At 64.3% G+C, this 15,289-nt stretch carries 19 protein-coding genes and 2 pseudogenes; 7 read left to right on the top strand and 14 right to left on the bottom strand.

The window, feature by feature from the left end; all coding sequences use genetic code 11:
• The 3 genes and pseudogenes from QZ184_RS05850 to bchL form a co-directional block, all read left to right on the top strand.
• A pseudogene (locus QZ184_RS05850) lies at window positions 1-206 on the top strand (ferredoxin:protochlorophyllide reductase (ATP-dependent) subunit N); the annotation flags it as partial.
• A gap of 10 nt (window positions 207-216) precedes the next feature.
• Window positions 217-1,824: a ferredoxin:protochlorophyllide reductase (ATP-dependent) subunit B gene (locus QZ184_RS05845; protein WP_296415958.1), complete on the top strand. Its 1,608-nt coding sequence runs from the start codon at window positions 217-219 to the stop codon at window positions 1,822-1,824.
• A gap of 169 nt (window positions 1,825-1,993) precedes the next feature.
• Window positions 1,994-2,878: a ferredoxin:protochlorophyllide reductase (ATP-dependent) iron-sulfur ATP-binding protein gene (gene bchL / locus QZ184_RS05840; protein WP_010316575.1), complete on the top strand. Its 885-nt coding sequence runs from the start codon at window positions 1,994-1,996 to the stop codon at window positions 2,876-2,878.
• 4 nt (window positions 2,879-2,882) lie between these two features.
• On the opposite strand, the gene QZ184_RS05835 is transcribed toward bchL, so the two are convergent.
• The 6 genes from QZ184_RS05835 to psaM all read right to left on the bottom strand — a co-directional run bounded on the left by QZ184_RS05835 (window position 2,883) and on the right by psaM (window position 5,891).
• Window positions 2,883-3,143: a hypothetical protein gene (locus QZ184_RS05835; protein ID WP_296418560.1), complete on the bottom strand. Its 261-nt coding sequence runs from the start codon at window positions 3,141-3,143 to the stop codon at window positions 2,883-2,885.
• On the bottom strand, window positions 3,140-3,613 hold the full coding sequence (locus QZ184_RS05830; protein WP_296418559.1) for a hypothetical protein: 474 nt from the start codon (window positions 3,611-3,613) through the stop codon (window positions 3,140-3,142). The genes QZ184_RS05835 and QZ184_RS05830 overlap by 4 nt, the downstream gene beginning before the upstream one ends.
• 10 nt (window positions 3,614-3,623) lie before the next feature.
• A complete protein-coding gene (locus QZ184_RS05825; RefSeq protein ID WP_296415890.1) occupies window positions 3,624-4,118 on the bottom strand; it encodes a hypothetical protein in 495 nt (164 codons plus the stop codon).
• A gap of 78 nt (window positions 4,119-4,196) precedes the next feature.
• Window positions 4,197-5,192: a protochlorophyllide reductase gene (locus tag QZ184_RS05820; RefSeq protein WP_247477856.1), complete on the bottom strand. Its 996-nt coding sequence runs from the start codon at window positions 5,190-5,192 to the stop codon at window positions 4,197-4,199.
• 42 nt (window positions 5,193-5,234) lie between these two features.
• Window positions 5,235-5,549 (bottom strand): hypothetical protein, encoded by a 315-nt coding sequence (locus tag QZ184_RS05815; protein WP_296415892.1) that lies wholly within the window; start codon window positions 5,547-5,549, stop codon window positions 5,235-5,237.
• Window positions 5,550-5,792: 243 nt separating this feature from the next.
• The gene (gene psaM, locus QZ184_RS05810; RefSeq protein WP_010316586.1) at window positions 5,793-5,891 is read right to left on the bottom strand and encodes a photosystem I reaction center subunit XII; all 99 of its coding nucleotides are present in this window, start codon (window positions 5,889-5,891) and stop codon (window positions 5,793-5,795) included.
• A gap of 165 nt (window positions 5,892-6,056) precedes the next feature.
• Here psaM and QZ184_RS05805 point away from each other — a divergent pair, with 165 nt between their 5' ends.
• Window positions 6,057-6,518, top strand: a complete 462-nt coding sequence (locus tag QZ184_RS05805) for a CRR6 family NdhI maturation factor (protein WP_296418557.1) — start codon at window positions 6,057-6,059, stop codon at window positions 6,516-6,518.
• Here the strand turns inward: QZ184_RS05805 and QZ184_RS05800 are convergent.
• The gene (locus QZ184_RS05800) at window positions 6,515-7,267 is read right to left on the bottom strand and encodes a sulfite exporter TauE/SafE family protein (RefSeq protein ID WP_296418556.1); all 753 of its coding nucleotides are present in this window, start codon (window positions 7,265-7,267) and stop codon (window positions 6,515-6,517) included. The genes QZ184_RS05805 and QZ184_RS05800 overlap by 4 nt on opposite strands.
• Before the next feature lie 39 nt (window positions 7,268-7,306).
• Between QZ184_RS05800 and QZ184_RS05795 the strand changes: the two genes are divergently transcribed.
• Complete coding sequence (locus QZ184_RS05795; RefSeq protein ID WP_296415893.1) at window positions 7,307-8,029, top strand: lipoate--protein ligase family protein; 723 nt, start codon at window positions 7,307-7,309, stop codon at window positions 8,027-8,029.
• A 5-nt stretch (window positions 8,030-8,034) separates the two neighbouring features.
• Here QZ184_RS05795 and QZ184_RS05790 read toward each other — a convergent pair whose 3' ends face one another.
• Complete coding sequence (locus tag QZ184_RS05790; protein WP_296418553.1) at window positions 8,035-9,261, bottom strand: site-2 protease family protein; 1,227 nt, start codon at window positions 9,259-9,261, stop codon at window positions 8,035-8,037.
• 55 nt (window positions 9,262-9,316) lie between these two features.
• On the opposite strand from QZ184_RS05790, the gene QZ184_RS05785 reads away from it, so the two are divergent.
• On the top strand, window positions 9,317-10,021 hold the full coding sequence (locus QZ184_RS05785; protein ID WP_296418551.1) for a phosphoribosylanthranilate isomerase: 705 nt from the start codon (window positions 9,317-9,319) through the stop codon (window positions 10,019-10,021).
• Between the two features lie 9 nt (window positions 10,022-10,030).
• Complete coding sequence (locus QZ184_RS05780) at window positions 10,031-10,531, top strand: hypothetical protein (RefSeq protein WP_296418549.1); 501 nt, start codon at window positions 10,031-10,033, stop codon at window positions 10,529-10,531.
• On the opposite strand, the gene folE is transcribed toward QZ184_RS05780, so the two are convergent.
• From folE to QZ184_RS05750, 6 genes and pseudogenes are all read right to left on the bottom strand, one after another.
• On the bottom strand, window positions 10,528-11,247 hold the full coding sequence (gene folE, locus QZ184_RS05775) for a GTP cyclohydrolase I (RefSeq protein WP_010316599.1): 720 nt from the start codon (window positions 11,245-11,247) through the stop codon (window positions 10,528-10,530). The genes QZ184_RS05780 and folE overlap by 4 nt on opposite strands.
• A 20-nt stretch (window positions 11,248-11,267) precedes the next feature.
• Window positions 11,268-11,999 (bottom strand): SDR family oxidoreductase, encoded by a 732-nt coding sequence (locus QZ184_RS05770; protein ID WP_050778463.1) that lies wholly within the window; start codon window positions 11,997-11,999, stop codon window positions 11,268-11,270.
• 45 nt (window positions 12,000-12,044) lie between these two features.
• Window positions 12,045-13,034, bottom strand: coding sequence for an acetyl-CoA carboxylase carboxyltransferase subunit alpha (locus tag QZ184_RS05765; RefSeq protein ID WP_010316603.1), 990 nt, complete (start codon window positions 13,032-13,034; stop codon window positions 12,045-12,047).
• 47 nt (window positions 13,035-13,081) lie between these two features.
• Window positions 13,082-14,146 (bottom strand): long-chain acyl-[acyl-carrier-protein] reductase, encoded by a 1,065-nt coding sequence (locus QZ184_RS05760; RefSeq protein ID WP_247477873.1) that lies wholly within the window; start codon window positions 14,144-14,146, stop codon window positions 13,082-13,084.
• Between the two features lie 81 nt (window positions 14,147-14,227).
• Entirely contained in the window at window positions 14,228-14,944 is a 717-nt protein-coding gene (locus tag QZ184_RS05755) for an aldehyde oxygenase (deformylating) (protein WP_010316607.1), read from the bottom strand.
• A gap of 108 nt (window positions 14,945-15,052) precedes the next feature.
• Window positions 15,053-15,289 (bottom strand): annotated as a pseudogene (locus QZ184_RS05750) (creatininase family protein); the annotation flags it as partial.

Below are 15,289 nucleotides of genomic sequence, written 5' to 3'. Positions count from 1 at the left end.
ACCAGCTGCAGCGGGTGCGCGAGGGGCGTCCCGATCTGGTGGTTTGTGGTTTGGGCCTGGCCAATCCCCTGGAGGCAGAGGGGATGGCCACGAAGTGGTCCATCGAGTTGGTCTTTAGCCCCATCCATGGCATTGATCAGGCCGGAGATCTGGCTGAACTCTTTGCCCGTCCCCTGCGTCGCCGCGGCGCGCTGCAGTTCTCCTGATTTACCGCCGATGGAACTCACGCTCTGGACCTACGAAGGCCCCCCGCACGTTGGGGCCATGCGCATCGCCGCCTCCATGGAAGGGGTGCACTACGTCCTGCATGCACCGCAGGGCGACACCTACGCCGACCTTCTGTTCACGATGATTGAACGGCGGGACCGCCGCCCGCCTGTCACCTACACCACCTTTCAGGCCCGGGATCTGGGGGGTGACACCGCCGAACTGGTGAAGCGCTCCATCACCGATGCGGTCGAGCGCTTCAAGCCCGAGGCCCTGCTGGTGGGCGAGAGCTGCACGGCAGAGTTGATCCAGGACCAGCCAGGAGCCCTGGCGGCGGGCATGGATCTGGGCGGGATCCCGATGGTCAATCTGGAGCTGCCGGCCTATTCGAAAAAGGAAAACTGGGGGGCGGCTGAGACCTTCTACCAATTGGTCCGCAGCCTGCTGAAACCGCAGCTTCCGCCGCCCGGACAGCCGAAGCTCGATCCAACCCGCTGGCGCGCAGAAAACCGACGCCCGCGGGTGAACCTGCTGGGTCCGTCCCTCTTGGGTTTCCGCTGCCGCGATGACGTGCGGGAGCTCACCCAGCTGCTGGCGAGCTACGGCATCGATGTGGCTGTCGTCGCCCCCCTCGGTGCTCGGCCGGCTGACCTGCTGCGCATCCCGACGGCTGACGCGAACCTCAACCTCTACCCCGAGGTCTCCGGTTCGGTCTGCAGCTGGCTGGAGCGTCAGTTCGGCTTGCCCACGGTGAAAACGGTTCCGATCGGCATCGGAGCCACGGTGGAGTTCCTGCGGGAACTGCATGGCGTCCTTGGCCTGGAGCCGCCCCAGGATCTGCAGCCCGGCGCCGATGGCCTGTGTGCAGCGGAGCGTCGCTCGCGTCTGCCCTGGTACTCCCGCTCGGTGGATTCCACCTATCTGACGGGGAAGCGGGTTTTCGTGTTCGCCGATGGCACCCACGCCCTGGCCGCGGCGCGGATCGCCAGCCGCGAGCTGGGCTTTGAAGTGGTGGGCCTGGGCACCTACAGCCGTGAGATGGCCCGGGAGGTCCGGGCGCTGGCGGCGGAGTTAGGGCTGGAGGCCCTGATCAGCGACGACTACCTCGCCGTTGAGGCGGCCATGGCCGCCGCGGCTCCGGAGTTGGTGCTCGGCACCCAGATGGAGCGCCACAGCGCCAAGCGCCTGGGCATTCCCTGCGCCGTGATCAGCGCCCCCTTGCACGTTCAGGACGTCCCCGCCCGCTATGCCCCCCAGATGGGCTGGGAGGGGGCCAACGTCATCTTTGACAGCTGGGTGCACCCCTTGATGATGGGTCTGGAGGAGCACCTGATCGGCATGTTCCGCCATGACTTTGAGTTCGTGGATGGTCACCGCAGTCACCTGGGCGATGGCGCCCCGGCCTCGCCCGTGGCACCTGCCGAGGAGATCACGCTGCCCCCAGTGGATGGGTCGCAGTTGTCCTGGAGTGCCGACGGTGAGGCTGAACTGGCCAAGATTCCCTTCTTCGTGCGGGGCAAGGTGCGTAAAAACACCGAGGCCTATGCCCGCGATCAGGGTCTGGCGGTGATTGATAGCGAGGCCCTCTACGAAGCCAAGGCCCACTACAGCCGCTAAGCGCAGTAGTGGGCTGGGTATTACTACCTACAAATGTGTGTTTAAACCCTCAATTTTCTCCTTAACTGTTTCGCTTTGCATGGCCCCTCGGGTCAACGGGCACGGCCAGGTCTTGGATGGGAAAGAGCTTTAAAACCAGGGTTCCTGTGTTCCTGGTTTTCCTTGTTTTATGACCACCACGCTCAAGCGCCCCGATGGTGAGGGCAGCGTTCAGGTTCATCAGGATTCCTCGATGCAAATCGAGGAGGGAGCGTTGGTGATTGCCGTCTACGGCAAAGGTGGGATCGGTAAAAGCACCACCAGCTCAAACCTCTCTGCGGCCTTCTCCAAGCTCGGCAAACGGGTGCTCCAAATCGGCTGCGACCCTAAGCACGACAGCACCTTCACCCTGACCAAGCAAATGGTCCCGACGGTGATCGACATCCTCGAGGGGGTGGACTTTCACACCGAGGAGTTGCGCCCAGAGGACTTCGTCTTTGATGGCTTCAATGGGGTGCAATGCGTCGAGTCCGGTGGCCCTCCGGCGGGTACCGGCTGCGGCGGCTATGTCACCGGACAGACGGTCAAGTTGCTGAAAGAGCACCATCTCTTGGAAGACACCGATGTGGTGATCTTTGATGTGCTCGGCGACGTGGTTTGTGGTGGATTTGCGGCCCCTCTGCAGCACGCCCACTACTGCCTGATTGTCACGGCGAATGACTTCGATTCGATCTTTGCGATGAATCGGATCATTGCGGCCATTCAAGCCAAGGCCAAGAACTACAAGGTGCGCCTCGGTGGGGTCGTGGCGAACCGCAGCCGCGACACCGACCAGATCGATCGCTTTAACGACCGGGTGGGCATGAAGACCATGGCCCACTTCCCCGATCTCGATGCGATCCGCCGCTCGCGCCTGAAGAAGTGCACGATTTTCGAGATGGAATCCACCCCCGAGGTGGAGGCCGTCCAGAACGAATATCTACGCCTCGCTCAGTCGATGTTGGAGAGCGTGAAGCCCCTGGAGGCTGAACCGCTCAAGGATCGCGAGATCTTTGACCTGCTCGGGTTCGACTGAACCCTTAAAGCCGAACCTTGGTGACTTCGGCTTTGATGCTTCCGCCGCGGGTTCCCACCTCAATGGGCGCCCGCGTGAAGATCTCGACGCGAATCCCGCTTCTGGCAATCCGCCAGAGCACCTGAGCCAGCAGCGCCACGCTGGCCAGGACAACTAGGGGCCAGAGCAGCGGTTGCAGGGACTGCTGGTTGAGGAGTTGTGCTGCGGCCAGTCCGCTGAGGAAACCCAGCAGCACGAGCAGGCAGGACTGGGCTGTGCGGTTCAAGAGCTCAGGCTGCTGCAGGCATCCAGCAGGAGTTGCTCCGCCGGAGTTCCAGCGCCGGGAACGCGCCAGTCCCCCCAGTTGGAACCAGCCCGCTTGCGGTTGAGGGTCAGATCACGGCAGTTCACCGCGAGTGCCCGATCGGGCACGTTGCTCTTGGGATTGCTCTCTGGCGTGGAGGGCCAGCTCAGGCCGCCAATGGCCGTGGGGCGGGTGACGGCGCGTCGCCAGGGGGTGACCCAGATGTAGGGGTGACTGTCGAATGGCTTCCAGCTGGTCCAATCCACCTCCACATCACCGAAACGACGCCAGCGTTCGTGCTCTTGCGCTTGTCGCTCCCGCAGGCGCTCCAGCAGTGCCTGTTGCTCCGCGCTGGGTGCTGTTTCGGCCCGTACTGCGGGGATACCGCCGCTGCCCATCAGGAGCATCAAGCTGCCCGAGAGCAAGGGGAGGAGGGGGACGCGTTGAGTCATGGCCGGCGCCTCAGGGGAGGGGGGGGAGCGGTAGCGGTGAAACGGCCTTGAGGGCGTCCTTGATCGTGACGGTGACATTGCCGCCGATCTGGTTCACCCCCACTTCGCCATTGACCAGCAGCGGTTCATCGCTGACGATCTCGACGGGTTCAACAATTTTCTCAACGGTCACCGGCTTGGCGATGCGGCCAACGTCAACCGGGAGTGAGTCGTTGGCCTTGACCGGAAGGGCTGCTTTGGCACTGACGGCAACCGGTAGGGCGCCGTTGGCTTGGACCTGGACTGGGGTCAGGATTTTCTCGACTTGGATGGGCCCCTTGAGGACTACGGGGAAGGGCTGTTGACGCTTGACGGCAATCGGTATGGGTTGCCCCAAGATCTGGATTGCCGCCATGGCCGCTGACCAGGTGGCCAGCACAACCGCCAGGGGCCAACGGCAGGCCATCGCCAGCAGGAACCAGCGCGGCTGATCCTGAGGGTTCAGTGGAATCACAGGCCTTCCCATCGGCAACCCTGCAAGGCTTGCCGTAGGCATACATCAGGGATGAGGCCTTGTCATCCCTACTGCAGGTGAGCCGTTGGACTAGCGCAAGCCGACCAACTTGAGTGATTCATCCCAAACCCCTTGTGCCGTTTCGGGATTGCTGGCCTTATCGGAGAGCTCTTGGCTGAACTGCTGGCCGCCCTGCTTCTGGCGGTTACCCCAGCTCCAATGCACCCCGGATGTGCCAAAACCTGGATCGGCGACCACCTGGGCCACCCGCTCTCCGGCGAGGGCTTGGCTGACGTAGCCACCGGTGACGTTCTTTTGGAACCAGGGGAAGATCTTCTGGAAGGCCCGCGGGGTATTGCGGAAGAGGGGGGTGTCCGCGACGCAGCCGGGGTACAGCGAGCTGAAGACGATCCCCGTGGAGTGGTGCAGGCGGCGATGCAGCTCCTGCGTGGTGATCATGTTGCAGAGCTTGCTGTCCTTGTAGGCCTTGCCAGGTTTGAAGGCCTTGCCGTTGGCCATGGCGATGGGTGCCTTGAAGCCCGCTTTGAAGCCGCTGAGGTCGCCCAGGTCCGCCGGAGCGGGGATGGGGATTTTGCCGCCCAGTTCTTTCGAGTTGGCTGTGACGGTGCCGAGGATCACGACCCGCTTGGAGGGATGCTGCGAGGCCTGCAGCTGCGGCAGCAGCAGTTGAATCAAGAGGAAGTGGCCCAGGTGGTTGGTGGCCATGGAGAGCTCATAGCCCTGGGGAGAGCGCTCGGGTTCTTTAAGCCTGGGTTTGTAGACCGCCGCATTGACGACCAGGGCATCGAGGCCAAAGCCCAGGGAGTCGACCAGGGTCTCAACGCCGACACGGACACTGTCGAGATCCCCGAGGTCCATGCGGATGTGGTGGAGCTTGTCGCTGGGGATGCCCAGGGAATCGGCGGCGGCTCCAGCGCGCACCGGATCCCGGTTTGCCGTGACCACCGTCCATCCCCGATCGGTCAGGGCCTTGACGGCATTCAGGCCAACCCCTGAGGTGGTGCCGGTCACCAGGACCGCTCCGGCGGGTCCGCCTGCGTTCGTGAGGTTGCTTGAAGCGGTCATGGACCCAAAAACTGCCCGCAACAACTTACGGAAAGACAGGCCTCAAGGGGTCTGGATTGCGTTGGACGGTTGCTGATTGGAATCCGGGCGCAGTTGCTTCCAGACCACCCGCAGGCGGTTCGGGGCGATCCACTGGTCCTGCTCCTGGATCAGCTTTTGCTCACCACCAACGTTGAACAGGCGATCAAAACGGGTCTGGGCTTTAAGCAGCTTTGCTTTTTGGATGTCCAGAACGGCGGTGATCTCGCCGTAGCGATCCAGGCGCTCCTGGTAGGCCCCCGCCAGTCGAACCAAGCTGACCACGGCCACCAGGGAGAGGCCGATCTTCAGGGAGAGACCGATGGAGCCGTAGAGCAACTCCTGGCTCGGACTTGAAGGCCTGATCTGCTGCGAGGGTGCCGGCTCAACAACGCTCAAGTTGGCGTCACTGCGGTGTTGGCGACGGCCTCGAGCGGGTTCTGCTTTGGGTTCTTGAGCAGTCCGTTTCCAATTTGCGGATCGCCGCTGCGATAGCTGGGCAGATCGGGAGGGGCTCAAGGGTGAGGAGGAGTCGGGAGAGACGCACCGCTTCTAGCAGGTCGTCTCTCCCGTGCCAAGGGATCAGGCGCGGTAGAGGCTGGCGGCGAGACGCACTGCGAGCACGCCAGCGTGGGCGGCCACCACCAGGGCGATCAGAATTTCAGCCTGGGTGAGGGACATGACCGTTGAGAAAAACACCAATTCATTTTCGCGCAGATGGTGGGGCTGGCTAGGGCCTGGGCCTCGGCCTGTCACAGCTCGACACCCCTAGGAGATGAGCTCGCTACGGTCGATCGACAGTTCTGCAGGGTTCTTTTGGTGTCTGGTCTGGTTCCTGATGGAACGGTGTCGATCTCAGCGCAACAGGTTCAAGACCAGAGCCTTGAGCCCCTGCAGCCTTGGTTCGCCTTGGACCCCAAGGACCTGCTGCAGGCCAGCGGCAGCCTGACGCTCCAGTTCGACTGGCCCCGTTCGGCGGAGGACCCGCGCGAGCTCTCGGAGATCACGGAGCTGCGCCTCTGGAGCCTGCGCGCCGATGCCCTCTGCCCGTGGCTACCGCTGCTGCTGGAGCGCAGCAGTGGCCAATTGACCCGCCACGTGGCCATGCTGCTTCCCCATCAGTTCAGCCGCAGCGAGGGGATTCGCTTCGCCCCAGACAGCCTTGAGCTCTGGATGACCCATCGCCTCTACCTGCTGGATCACTGGTCCAGGGGGTATGGCTTGAACTGTCGCGGCAATCTGGAGCAAATGGCGGCCGTGCTGGGCTTTGAGCTGGACGGCAGCTTCTGGAAAGACCACGAGCGCTAGAGCCAGAGCAGAACGGCCCGCCGTCCGACGTCCACGGCCAGCAGCACGCAGAGCAGCCGGATTAGTACCACCAGGCGCTGTTCCGGCACCTTCTGCAGGTGCCCGGCGGACCACTGGGCGGCTGAGGCGGCCGTCGCCCCCAGCACCAGGCCGATCAGCAGTTGGGCCCTGCCGTCTCCCCAAAAGGTGAAGGAGGCCACCAAGGACGAGGCGAAGACCGCCATCGTGCTCAGCCGGATCGCCTGGTAGACCCCAAGGCACAGCCCGCGAACCATCAGCGGCACCATCACCAGGCCGCCTCCGACACCCAGCAGGCCGCTGGAGAGGCCTGCCACCAGGCCAACGCCGATCAGTCCCAGCACCGGCACGGTTGAAGCGCTGTTGCCGCCCGTGCGGCGAGGCTCGATCACCAGGGCCAGCAGCCCGTACATCAGCGCCTGCAAGGCCAGCAGTTGCCAGCCCTCAAGGCTGTGGCCGAGCCGGCTGAACAGGCCCCCGCCAAAGGCGGCGCCAGCGCTGATCGCCAGGGCCGCTTGAGCGGGCACCTGACCGCTGCGCCAATGGGTCAAGCTGCCCGCCATGGTGGTCGGAACAATCGCCAGGGTGCTGGTGGCTAGGGCCTGATGGGGCGGCAGGCCAATCCAGAGCAGCAGGGGAGAGAAGACCAGGCCTCCACCAATTCCCAGCAGGCCTGAGAGCAAGCCGGCCAAGATGCCTAGAGGCAACAGAGGCAGCAGCTCCCAGCCCATGGCGCATGCCGCACGTCTCACCCGCATCCTGCCAGCTCCATGAGGTGGCGTTGGATCCCACCACTCACGGCCGATGCCGGCCTGCAGATGGCGATCGACCGTTGGATGCTGCAACAGCAGTGCGCCGGTCAGGGCGATCCGATGCTGCGGCTCTACCAGTGGAGTCGGCCGACCCTTTCATTGGGACGACACCAACGCCAGATCGATCCCCGCTGGATCGCCCTGGCTGAGCAGGGCCGTTTGCACCTGGTGCGGCGTCCCAGCGGCGGTCGGGCTGTTCTGCATGCCGGAGAACTCACCTATGCCCTGGCCTGCCGGCCGGCCACGACCCATCGCCTGACGGCCTATGCCGAGGCCTGTCAGTGGCTGCAGGTGGCCTTCGCCGCCCTGGGCGTTCCCCTGGAGTTCGGCTCGGTGAAGGCTGCGGAGGCGGCCCAGCGGGGCAACTGTTTTGCCAGCGGCACGGCTGCAGATCTCGTGCAGGCCAATGGCGCCAAACGGATCGGTAGTGCCCAGCTCTGGAGTGGGGCCTGCCTGCTGCAGCACGGCAGTGTCCTGCTCTCTCCACCCCAGGACCTCTGGCGGGAGGTCTTCAACTCTCCAGCGCCAAACCTGGAGCCTCTACCGCAAGCGGCCGTGATGGCGCAGCTCCAGCGGGCGGCTCAGGATCACCTGTGTGGCGGTGCGCTCCAGACCGTGGCCCTCAGCGCCAGGGAGTGGCAACAGATCCAGCTGTTGGAGGACCCGGCTCCCCTGGGCTGAACCCTTCAACCCTCAGGGTTGCTTTCGATGGTTCGTGCCATGGGCGCCAGCATCATCCCCAGGGGGTAGACCCCTTGGCGGCGGGCGGCCTCCAGGATCGTTAGAGGCAGCCGCACGCCGAGTTCCTTCAGGACCCGCTCCGCCAGTTCCGGTCGCTCCAAGGTGCCCGTGGGTAGGCCCGCTGGACCGAGCACCAGCAGCCGATTCACCTCCGGCTGGTCGAGCTGCAGGATCGCCTGCCAGAGCGGTGCCCCATCGCCGATGCTCGGGAGTTGATCGAGGGGTTGCAGGTGCTCGCCAACGCTGTCCTCATCCCAGCGCTGCACCGGCAGGCTCTGCAGGGGGGCATCGGTGATGAACCCCTTCCAGCGGCCTTGGTCACAGACCAGTAGCCAGTCCGCCAGACCCTTCTCGTCGCTGACCCGCAGGCGGCTGAGTTCCCGCAGTTTCGTGTTGGCCTCGAGCACGCGGTAGCGCCTCTGGGCCGCGTCCTTGACCTGCAGCCTGCGCAGCACGCCCTGCAGCGCCAGCATCTGCGATTGGTTGCGGGCGGCGCCCAGGCCAAACCAGCCCAGCAGCATCAACCAAATCCCCGCTACCCCGGCCCCCCGCAGCAGCAGGAAGGCCCCCAGGCCGATGGCGCTGAAGGCCAGCACCTTGCCGCTGGCGGTGGCCACCTGGATTCCCTTGCGCTGGCTTCCGGTGAACTGCCAGACCAGGGCCTTGAGAATCAGGCCGCCATCGAGCGGGAGTCCCGGCAGCAGGTTGAACAGGGCCAGGATCAGATTCAGCCCGCCCAGCTCACTGACCATGGCTCCGAGCAGGGGCGAGGCATGGCTGGCGCTGTGGCTGCCAAGCAGCAGCAGTGCGGAGAGCACCAGGCTCACCAGGGGGCCAGCGGCCGCCACCCAGAAGGAGCCCATGGCGGTTGGGCACTCCCGCTCCACGCTGGCCACCCCGCCCAGCAGGAACAGGGTGATGCTGCGGACCTTGACCCCCTGACTGAGGGCCACCAGGGAGTGCCCCAACTCATGCAGCAGCACTGAGAGGAACAGCAACAGGGCGGTGAGCAGGCCAATCAGCCAGAGCCAGGCCTCCTGGGTTTGCGCGGCGAATTGCTGGCTGTACTGCTGTTGGAAGGCCACCGTGGCCAGGGCCAAGATCAGAAACCAGCTGGGGTGAATGCGTAGGGGGATGCCCCGAATCCGCAGTAGCTGCCAGCCTTCCCCCACACGTCCTCATCCGTTGCCCCGATCCTAGAAAGGTTGGGCTTCCTGGGGCCACGGCATGACGGCGCGTCCAACTTCCCCCATTGGCCCCCAGCCATGGCTGAAGGTCTGTGGACTGCGCCATCCCGAGCAGGCCAGTGCCGTGGCCGCCCTGGACGTCGATGCGATCGGGGTGATCGGTGTTGAGGCCTCCCCCCGCTGGTTGTCCCCTGGGGCCCGGCCGGCGCTGTTTGCGGCGATGCGCCAGGCCTCAAGCCGCTGTCTTGGCGTCCTCGTGGTGGCCGATCCCAGTGATGGGGAACTGTCCCAGTTGGGTGCGGCCGGTGGCCATCAGGTGCTGCAACTCCATGGCCAGGAAACGCCAGAGCGCTGCCGGCAACTGCGGCAGGCCCTCGGCCCGGATCTCTTGTTGTGGAAGGCGCTGAGAATTCGCCAGCCCGAGGATCTGCAGCGGGCGGCCGACTACGGCGCGGTCGTCGACGCTCTGCTGCTGGATGCCTGGGTGCCCGATCAGCTCGGCGGCACGGGCCACCGCATCCCGATCGATTGGCTCAGTGGTTTTTGCTCCCCTCTGCCCTGGTGGCTCGCTGGCGGCTTGAATCCCGATCGGGTCGCCCCGGCCCTACGGGCCCTGCAGCACCGGCCCCCCTCTGGATTGGATGTCTCCAGCGGGGTGGAGCGGGCTCCGGGCGATAAGGATCTCGCCAAAGTGCAGCAGCTGGTGGCCGCCTTGGCTCCCTTTCGCCAGGATTTGAGCAGCTAATCCTTGGCCATGGCTGCTCTGCGCTCTGCCCCTGTGCTCCTGGGCTTGGCCCTTGCGCTGTCCCCAGCCCTGCGCGCCCAGGACCTGGTCGGTTGCCGCCTGGTGGGCGCGAGCCTGCAGTGCATCCCCGGCGTCACGGAAAGTGCCCAGCAGCAGATCAGCACCTTCCGCGATCAGATCTCTGCGGATCTGGAGTTGGAGGGTGCGATCGAGCAGCAGATTGATGGCCTGCGTTCACTCGTGATTGCTGGTCAGGCCATTCAGGGTGGGCTGCTCCAGGCCACGGTCGAGGCCGACGCCAATGCCGCCCTGGCGAACTCCCAGTACCACTGGTACCGGAAGGATCCCTCGGCGCGCACCTGGCTCTTGATTGAAACGGCCCAGGGCACCAGCTATGTCCCGGCACCGGTGGATGTCGGCCAGAACCTCATGGTGGTGGCGGTCGTCAACCAAAACGGTCAGGTCAAACGCATCGCCTCAGCCCCTGTCGGGCCGGTGCTGGCGCCTTAGCCCAGCATCGACTCCTGCTGCTTCACCAGTTCGAAGAACTCAGCCTTGAGGCTGGAGTCGTGGCGGAAGTCACCGCGGACAACGGAGTTCACCATGCTGGTTTGGGGCTCCTTCACCCCGCGCCACTTCATGCAGTAGTGCTGCGCTTTGACCAGGATGGCCAGGCCCTGGGGTTCGCAGAGACGCTCGATCTCATCGGCCAGGATCATCACCGCCTCTTCCTGGATGTGGGGACGGGAGAAGACCCAGTCGGCCACGCGCGAGAACTTGGAGAGACCAATCACCCGTTCGCCGGGCTTGATCCCAATCCAGCAGTTGCCCAGGATCGGCACCAGGTGGTGGGAGCAAGCCGAGCGCACCGTGATCGGGCCCACGGTGTAGATCTCGTCGAGCTTTTTGACGTTGGGGAAGCTCGCGATCTTCGGCTGGGGATGGAAGCGACCCTTGAAGACCTCATGGAGGTACATCCGGGCGACACGCTCGGCGGTCTCCTCGGTGTTGTGGTCGTTGTCGATATCGATCACCAAGCTGCGCAGCAGCTCGCGAACCTTTCCGGCAACCTCGATTTCCAGTTGATCGAGTTCGCCGTCCTTGAGGTGTTCGGCGATGTTGTCGTTCGCCAGGAAGGGCACGCCGGCGGACTCGAGGCGTTCACGGATGCGGCGGCTCACGGGAGCCAACTGGCCGGGAATGCTCGAGGACAGGGTTGAAGTCATGAACGGGTCCCGAGATGCGTTCAAAGAACGCCCGCTGCGGGCATAAGGGTTAGATCCTCCACAACATTGGAGGAAGGTTGCTGAGCCAAAGACAGCAGTGTCTCGGCCACGCGCTCTGGAGTGAGCATGGCACGGCGGTCGAAGGAACTGTGGACGGTCTCGCTGTCCCAGAGGGGGGTATTAACCGCACCCAAGGTGAGCGTCGATACACGGATTCCGTGCTGGCGCTCCTCTTCCGCTAAGCAGCGACTAAAGGAGGCCAAGGCGGCCTTGGTGGTGCAATAGGCCCCCCATTCCGGAAAGGCATTGCGGGCCGCATGGCTGCTGACGTTGATGATCAAACCCTGGGTCTGGCGCAGGGCCGGCAGGACCGCCTGGCAGGTTTGAACAACGCTGGTGAGGTTGAGCTGCAGCAACCATTGCCATTGCTCCAGGGGCATCTCCGCTAGGGCCCCCGTGTAGGCCGCTCCGGCGTTGTTGATCAGCACCGTTGGAACCAGTCCCCGGGAGAGCAGGTTCTCCAGGGCAGGGGCGATGGCTTGTGGATCGGAGAGATCCACAGCGATCGTTTCCACCCGGCAGCGCTCACTGCGCAGCTCCTGGGCCAGCTGCTCAAGATCGGCTTGGGAGCGGGCCAAGAGCAGCAGCTGATAGCCGGCTTGGGAAAAAGCCCTTGCTGCGGCTGCTCCGATCCCCCTGGAGGCACCAGTGATGAGGGCAACGGGCGCTGAAGCGGAGACAGGGGAACTCAACGGCGGGGGCGGGCCGCAAGGACCCCGATCAAACCAACGAAAACCTTACGAGCTCAGGCTTGCGTCCTGGGCGCCGGATTCCAGGAAGCGACCCATCCGGCGGAACTTGGCGTAGCGCTGATCCACCAGTTGCTCCTCGCTGAGGGCCTGCAGGCCCGCGAGTTGCTGCAGAAGAGCCGCCTTCAAATTCTCTGCCGCCTGACGCGGGGCCCAGTGGTTGCCGCCCGAAGGCTCGGCAATGATTTCATCGATGATCCCCAGCTTCAGCAGATCGGGCGCGGTGATCTTCAACGCCTCAGCGGCCACCGGAGCTTTACCCGCATCGCGCCAGAGGATGGAGGCGCAGGCCTCGGGGCTGGCCACCGTGTAGACGCTGTGCTGGAACATCAGCAGCCGGTCCGCCACGCCGATGCCCAGCGCACCACCTGAGCCCCCCTCACCGATCACCGTGGCCAGGATCGGAACGCGCAGCTTGAACATCTCGCGCAGGTTCACGGCGATGGCCTCGCCCTGGCCCTGCTCCTCCGCCAGCAGTCCGGCGTAGGCGCCGGGGGTGTCGATGAAGCTGAGGATCGGCAGGCGGAAGCGATCGGCGTGCTCCATCAGGCGCATCGCCTTGCGGTAGCCCCCAGGTGAGGCCATGCCGAAGTTGCGAGCCACGTTTTCCTTCGTGTCCCGTCCCTTCTGGTGGCCCAAGAGGACGACGCCTTGATCGCCAATGCGTCCGACGCCGCCCACGAGGGCTTGGTCATCGCTGCCGCGCCGGTCCCCGTGCAGTTCGATGAATTCATCGGTCAGCACCTGGATGTAATCGAAGGTGCTGGGGCGTTGGGGGTGGCGCGCAACCTGAATCTTTTGGGCGGGACTCAGGTTGCTGAAGATCTCTTCCCGCCTGCGGGCCGCCAGGGTCTCCAGTTGGAGCAACTGCTGGCTGACGTCGACTTCAGAGTCTTTGGCGAGCTGCCGGATTTGGTCGATCTGCTCCTCCAACTCCACCAGGGGCTTCTCGAAGTCGAGCAGGGGACGACGGGCCATGGCAGCGGGTGTAAGGGGCAGGGGGGCGAGCGTTGAACCGGGAGGCCTTAAGCAGCGGCCAGTTCAAGGTCGGGGTTGCCGGAGCTTGCTGGGGCTTGGTTCAGGCCGATGGCCCGGAACCCGTGCCGCAGGGAGGCTTCACCAATGAGCTCCATGTTGGCGATGGAGATGCGGTTGCGGCCCCAGCTGAAGTTGGTGTGGATACCCTCGAATTCCAGCAGCATCGCCTCTGCAAAGCAAGCGAACAACTGGCGTTTGGGGTTTTCCATCTCCACAACTTCCATCATCTGCCAGCTGATGTCCTGCCAGAACTCGACGATGCCGCCCTTGAGGACATGGACCCCTTCACCGGCCACCTTGGCGTCGAGATTCTTGGGGTAGCCGCCGTCAATCATCAGACAGGGCTTGCGCAGGCTGCCGTGGTCGATGGTCAGGGTCTGGGGAAGGCTGGCCACCCACACCACCACATCGGCTTCGGGGAGTGCCTCCTCCAGGGTCAGGATCCGGCCACCGCCGAGGGATTCCTGCAGATCCAGCAGCCGCTGCTGCTGCCGAGCGACCAGGAGCAGTTCACCCACGCCTGTTTTTTGGCTGAGCCAGCGGCAGACCGCGCTGCCGATGTCACCGGTGGCGCCGACCACGGCGACTTTGGCCTGACTCAGGTCGATGCCCAGCAGAGGGGCATTGGTCTCGACCTGTTGGCAGATCACCCAGGCCGTGTGGGTGTTGCCTGTTGTGAAACGCTCCCACTCGAGGGTGGTGTTGCGGATCTGCTGGAACTTCGAGAGGTCGTAGTTCTCGAAAATGATCGAGGTGAAACCGCCCAGGGCTGTGACGTTGATCCCGTTCTTCTGCGCCAATTCCATGGCGTTTTGAACCTTGCGGGTCGCGGTCTTGAAGCGGCTCAGCATCTCCGGCACGAAGCAGGAGTCGATGTAGGTCCCTTGGATGGTGGCCCCGGTTTTGCTGGTGACCTCGAAGGTCTCCAGCAGCTGAGGTGGAGCCGAGCACCAGGAGAGGAGGTCCGCTTCGGCCATCTCCTCTAGCCCCAGGTCGCGGGCCTTTTCCTGGGCCTGCGCAAAGCTGCTGGAGTGACCGATCAGACCAAACATTCGCGGGGGCTCTCCTGGTTACACACCGGCCGAGAAGACACCTGATTAAAGGGCAGCGTCGACTCGTTCAGGCTGATCGCTTCAGCCGATCAGAGCGGCGGCCGCCATGCGGGCGATTTCGCGGGTGGTGAAACCGATCTCGGTCAGAGCTTCCTGGTAGGCGATCAGGAAATCCTCGATCAGATCTTCCTTGTCCATCTGCAGAACAGCGGCGTCACCGGCCACCTGATCGAGCATGCGGCGGATCAGGGGGAGGTTCTCGCGGTTGGCCTCTTCGAGCTCCTCACGGCAGCTCTCCAGGTTGGCCTTGAGCCAGACCTCGCCGTAGTTGAGGTGGGTGTACTCGTCCTTCACCACGCCCTCGGTGATCTTGCGGGCGAAGGGATCGGCGACCGGGATATAGATGTGATACGCCGAGATGGCGAAGGCTTCGATCAGCAGGGCCTGGATCAGCAGACAGGTCGGAACCTTGCCCTCTTTCAGGGCTTTTTGGAAGTTGCCGTGCAGGGGGGCGAAGAATTCCTTGGCGAACGCCATGTCGGCGGTCACACCCAGGTTGTTGGCACAGGCGGTGAAGCCCTTCATGTGCTTCAGCTCCATGCGAGCCAACTTGGTCAGTTCGCCGGCCTGCTCGGGCAGCAGCGTGCCGATGGACATGTAGTTGTCGTGGGCTTCCTGCTCGCCCTCGATCACGATCGCGTTGATCCGGCTGTAGGCGTCCTTGTAGTTCGCGCAGGTGAAATCGGGAAGCGCAGTCGCGCCCGCCGTAGGCAGATCAGTGGCTTCGAGGGTCGCCATGGCTACCGAGAACACGTTGCAATGGGGTTGACTGTAACCATCTCCACAAGCCTCAGATGGGGTTTGGCAGCTTTTGCCAACTTCCCGTCGCCCGCTGACCCCGATTCCTCAGTGCTGGCCGAGCTTCGGTTTGGGCTCCCTGGGGGGCCAGTCGCTGCCCAGGAGACTGCCGAAGAGCGCGCTCCAGCCCTGGACCAACCGCTGCTGGAGCGCCTCGCCTTGGGCCCCATCGGCCTGGCTGGGATCGCCAATGACGCCACTGCTGCTGAGGTCCTGGGTCAGCCAGGCATTCGGCACGGCCCCCTCCAGGCTCCATCCCTGGGGCGGTTGCTGGGCCCCCAGTCC

This window comes from Vulcanococcus sp. DEBay_Sum22DG08_74, assembly GCF_017852955.1.
Classification (GTDB): Bacteria; Cyanobacteriota; Cyanobacteriia; order PCC-6307; family Cyanobiaceae; genus Vulcanococcus.
Note: the sequence above shows the minus strand (reverse complement) of the source record. Positions and strands in the feature narration are given on the sequence as shown.

Bases quoted from the DNA above. Each gene is read 5' to 3' on its own strand.
- QZ184_RS05845 (WP_296415958.1), top strand. From the start codon at position 217: ATGGAACTCACGCTCTGGACCTACGAAGGCCCCCCGCACGTTGGGGCC.
- bchL (WP_010316575.1), top strand. From the start codon at position 1,994: ATGACCACCACGCTCAAGCGCCCCGATGGTGAGGGCAGCGTTCAGGTT.
- QZ184_RS05830 (WP_296418559.1), bottom strand. From the start codon at position 3,613: ATGACTCAACGCGTCCCCCTCCTCCCCTTGCTCTCGGGCAGCTTGATG.
- QZ184_RS05825 (WP_296415890.1), bottom strand. From the start codon at position 4,118: ATGGGAAGGCCTGTGATTCCACTGAACCCTCAGGATCAGCCGCGCTGG.
- QZ184_RS05820 (WP_247477856.1), bottom strand. From the start codon at position 5,192: ATGACCGCTTCAAGCAACCTCACGAACGCAGGCGGACCCGCCGGAGCG.
- psaM (WP_010316586.1), bottom strand. From the start codon at position 5,891: ATGTCCCTCACCCAGGCTGAAATTCTGATCGCCCTGGTGGTGGCCGCC.
- QZ184_RS05800 (WP_296418556.1), bottom strand. From the start codon at position 7,267: ATGGGCTGGGAGCTGCTGCCTCTGTTGCCTCTAGGCATCTTGGCCGGC.
- QZ184_RS05795 (WP_296415893.1), top strand. From the start codon at position 7,307: ATGAGGTGGCGTTGGATCCCACCACTCACGGCCGATGCCGGCCTGCAG.
- QZ184_RS05785 (WP_296418551.1), top strand. From the start codon at position 9,317: ATGACGGCGCGTCCAACTTCCCCCATTGGCCCCCAGCCATGGCTGAAG.
- QZ184_RS05780 (WP_296418549.1), top strand. From the start codon at position 10,031: ATGGCTGCTCTGCGCTCTGCCCCTGTGCTCCTGGGCTTGGCCCTTGCG.
- folE (WP_010316599.1), bottom strand. From the start codon at position 11,247: ATGACTTCAACCCTGTCCTCGAGCATTCCCGGCCAGTTGGCTCCCGTG.
- QZ184_RS05765 (WP_010316603.1), bottom strand. From the start codon at position 13,034: ATGGCCCGTCGTCCCCTGCTCGACTTCGAGAAGCCCCTGGTGGAGTTG.
- QZ184_RS05760 (WP_247477873.1), bottom strand. From the start codon at position 14,146: ATGTTTGGTCTGATCGGTCACTCCAGCAGCTTTGCGCAGGCCCAGGAA.
- QZ184_RS05755 (WP_010316607.1), bottom strand. From the start codon at position 14,944: ATGGCGACCCTCGAAGCCACTGATCTGCCTACGGCGGGCGCGACTGCG.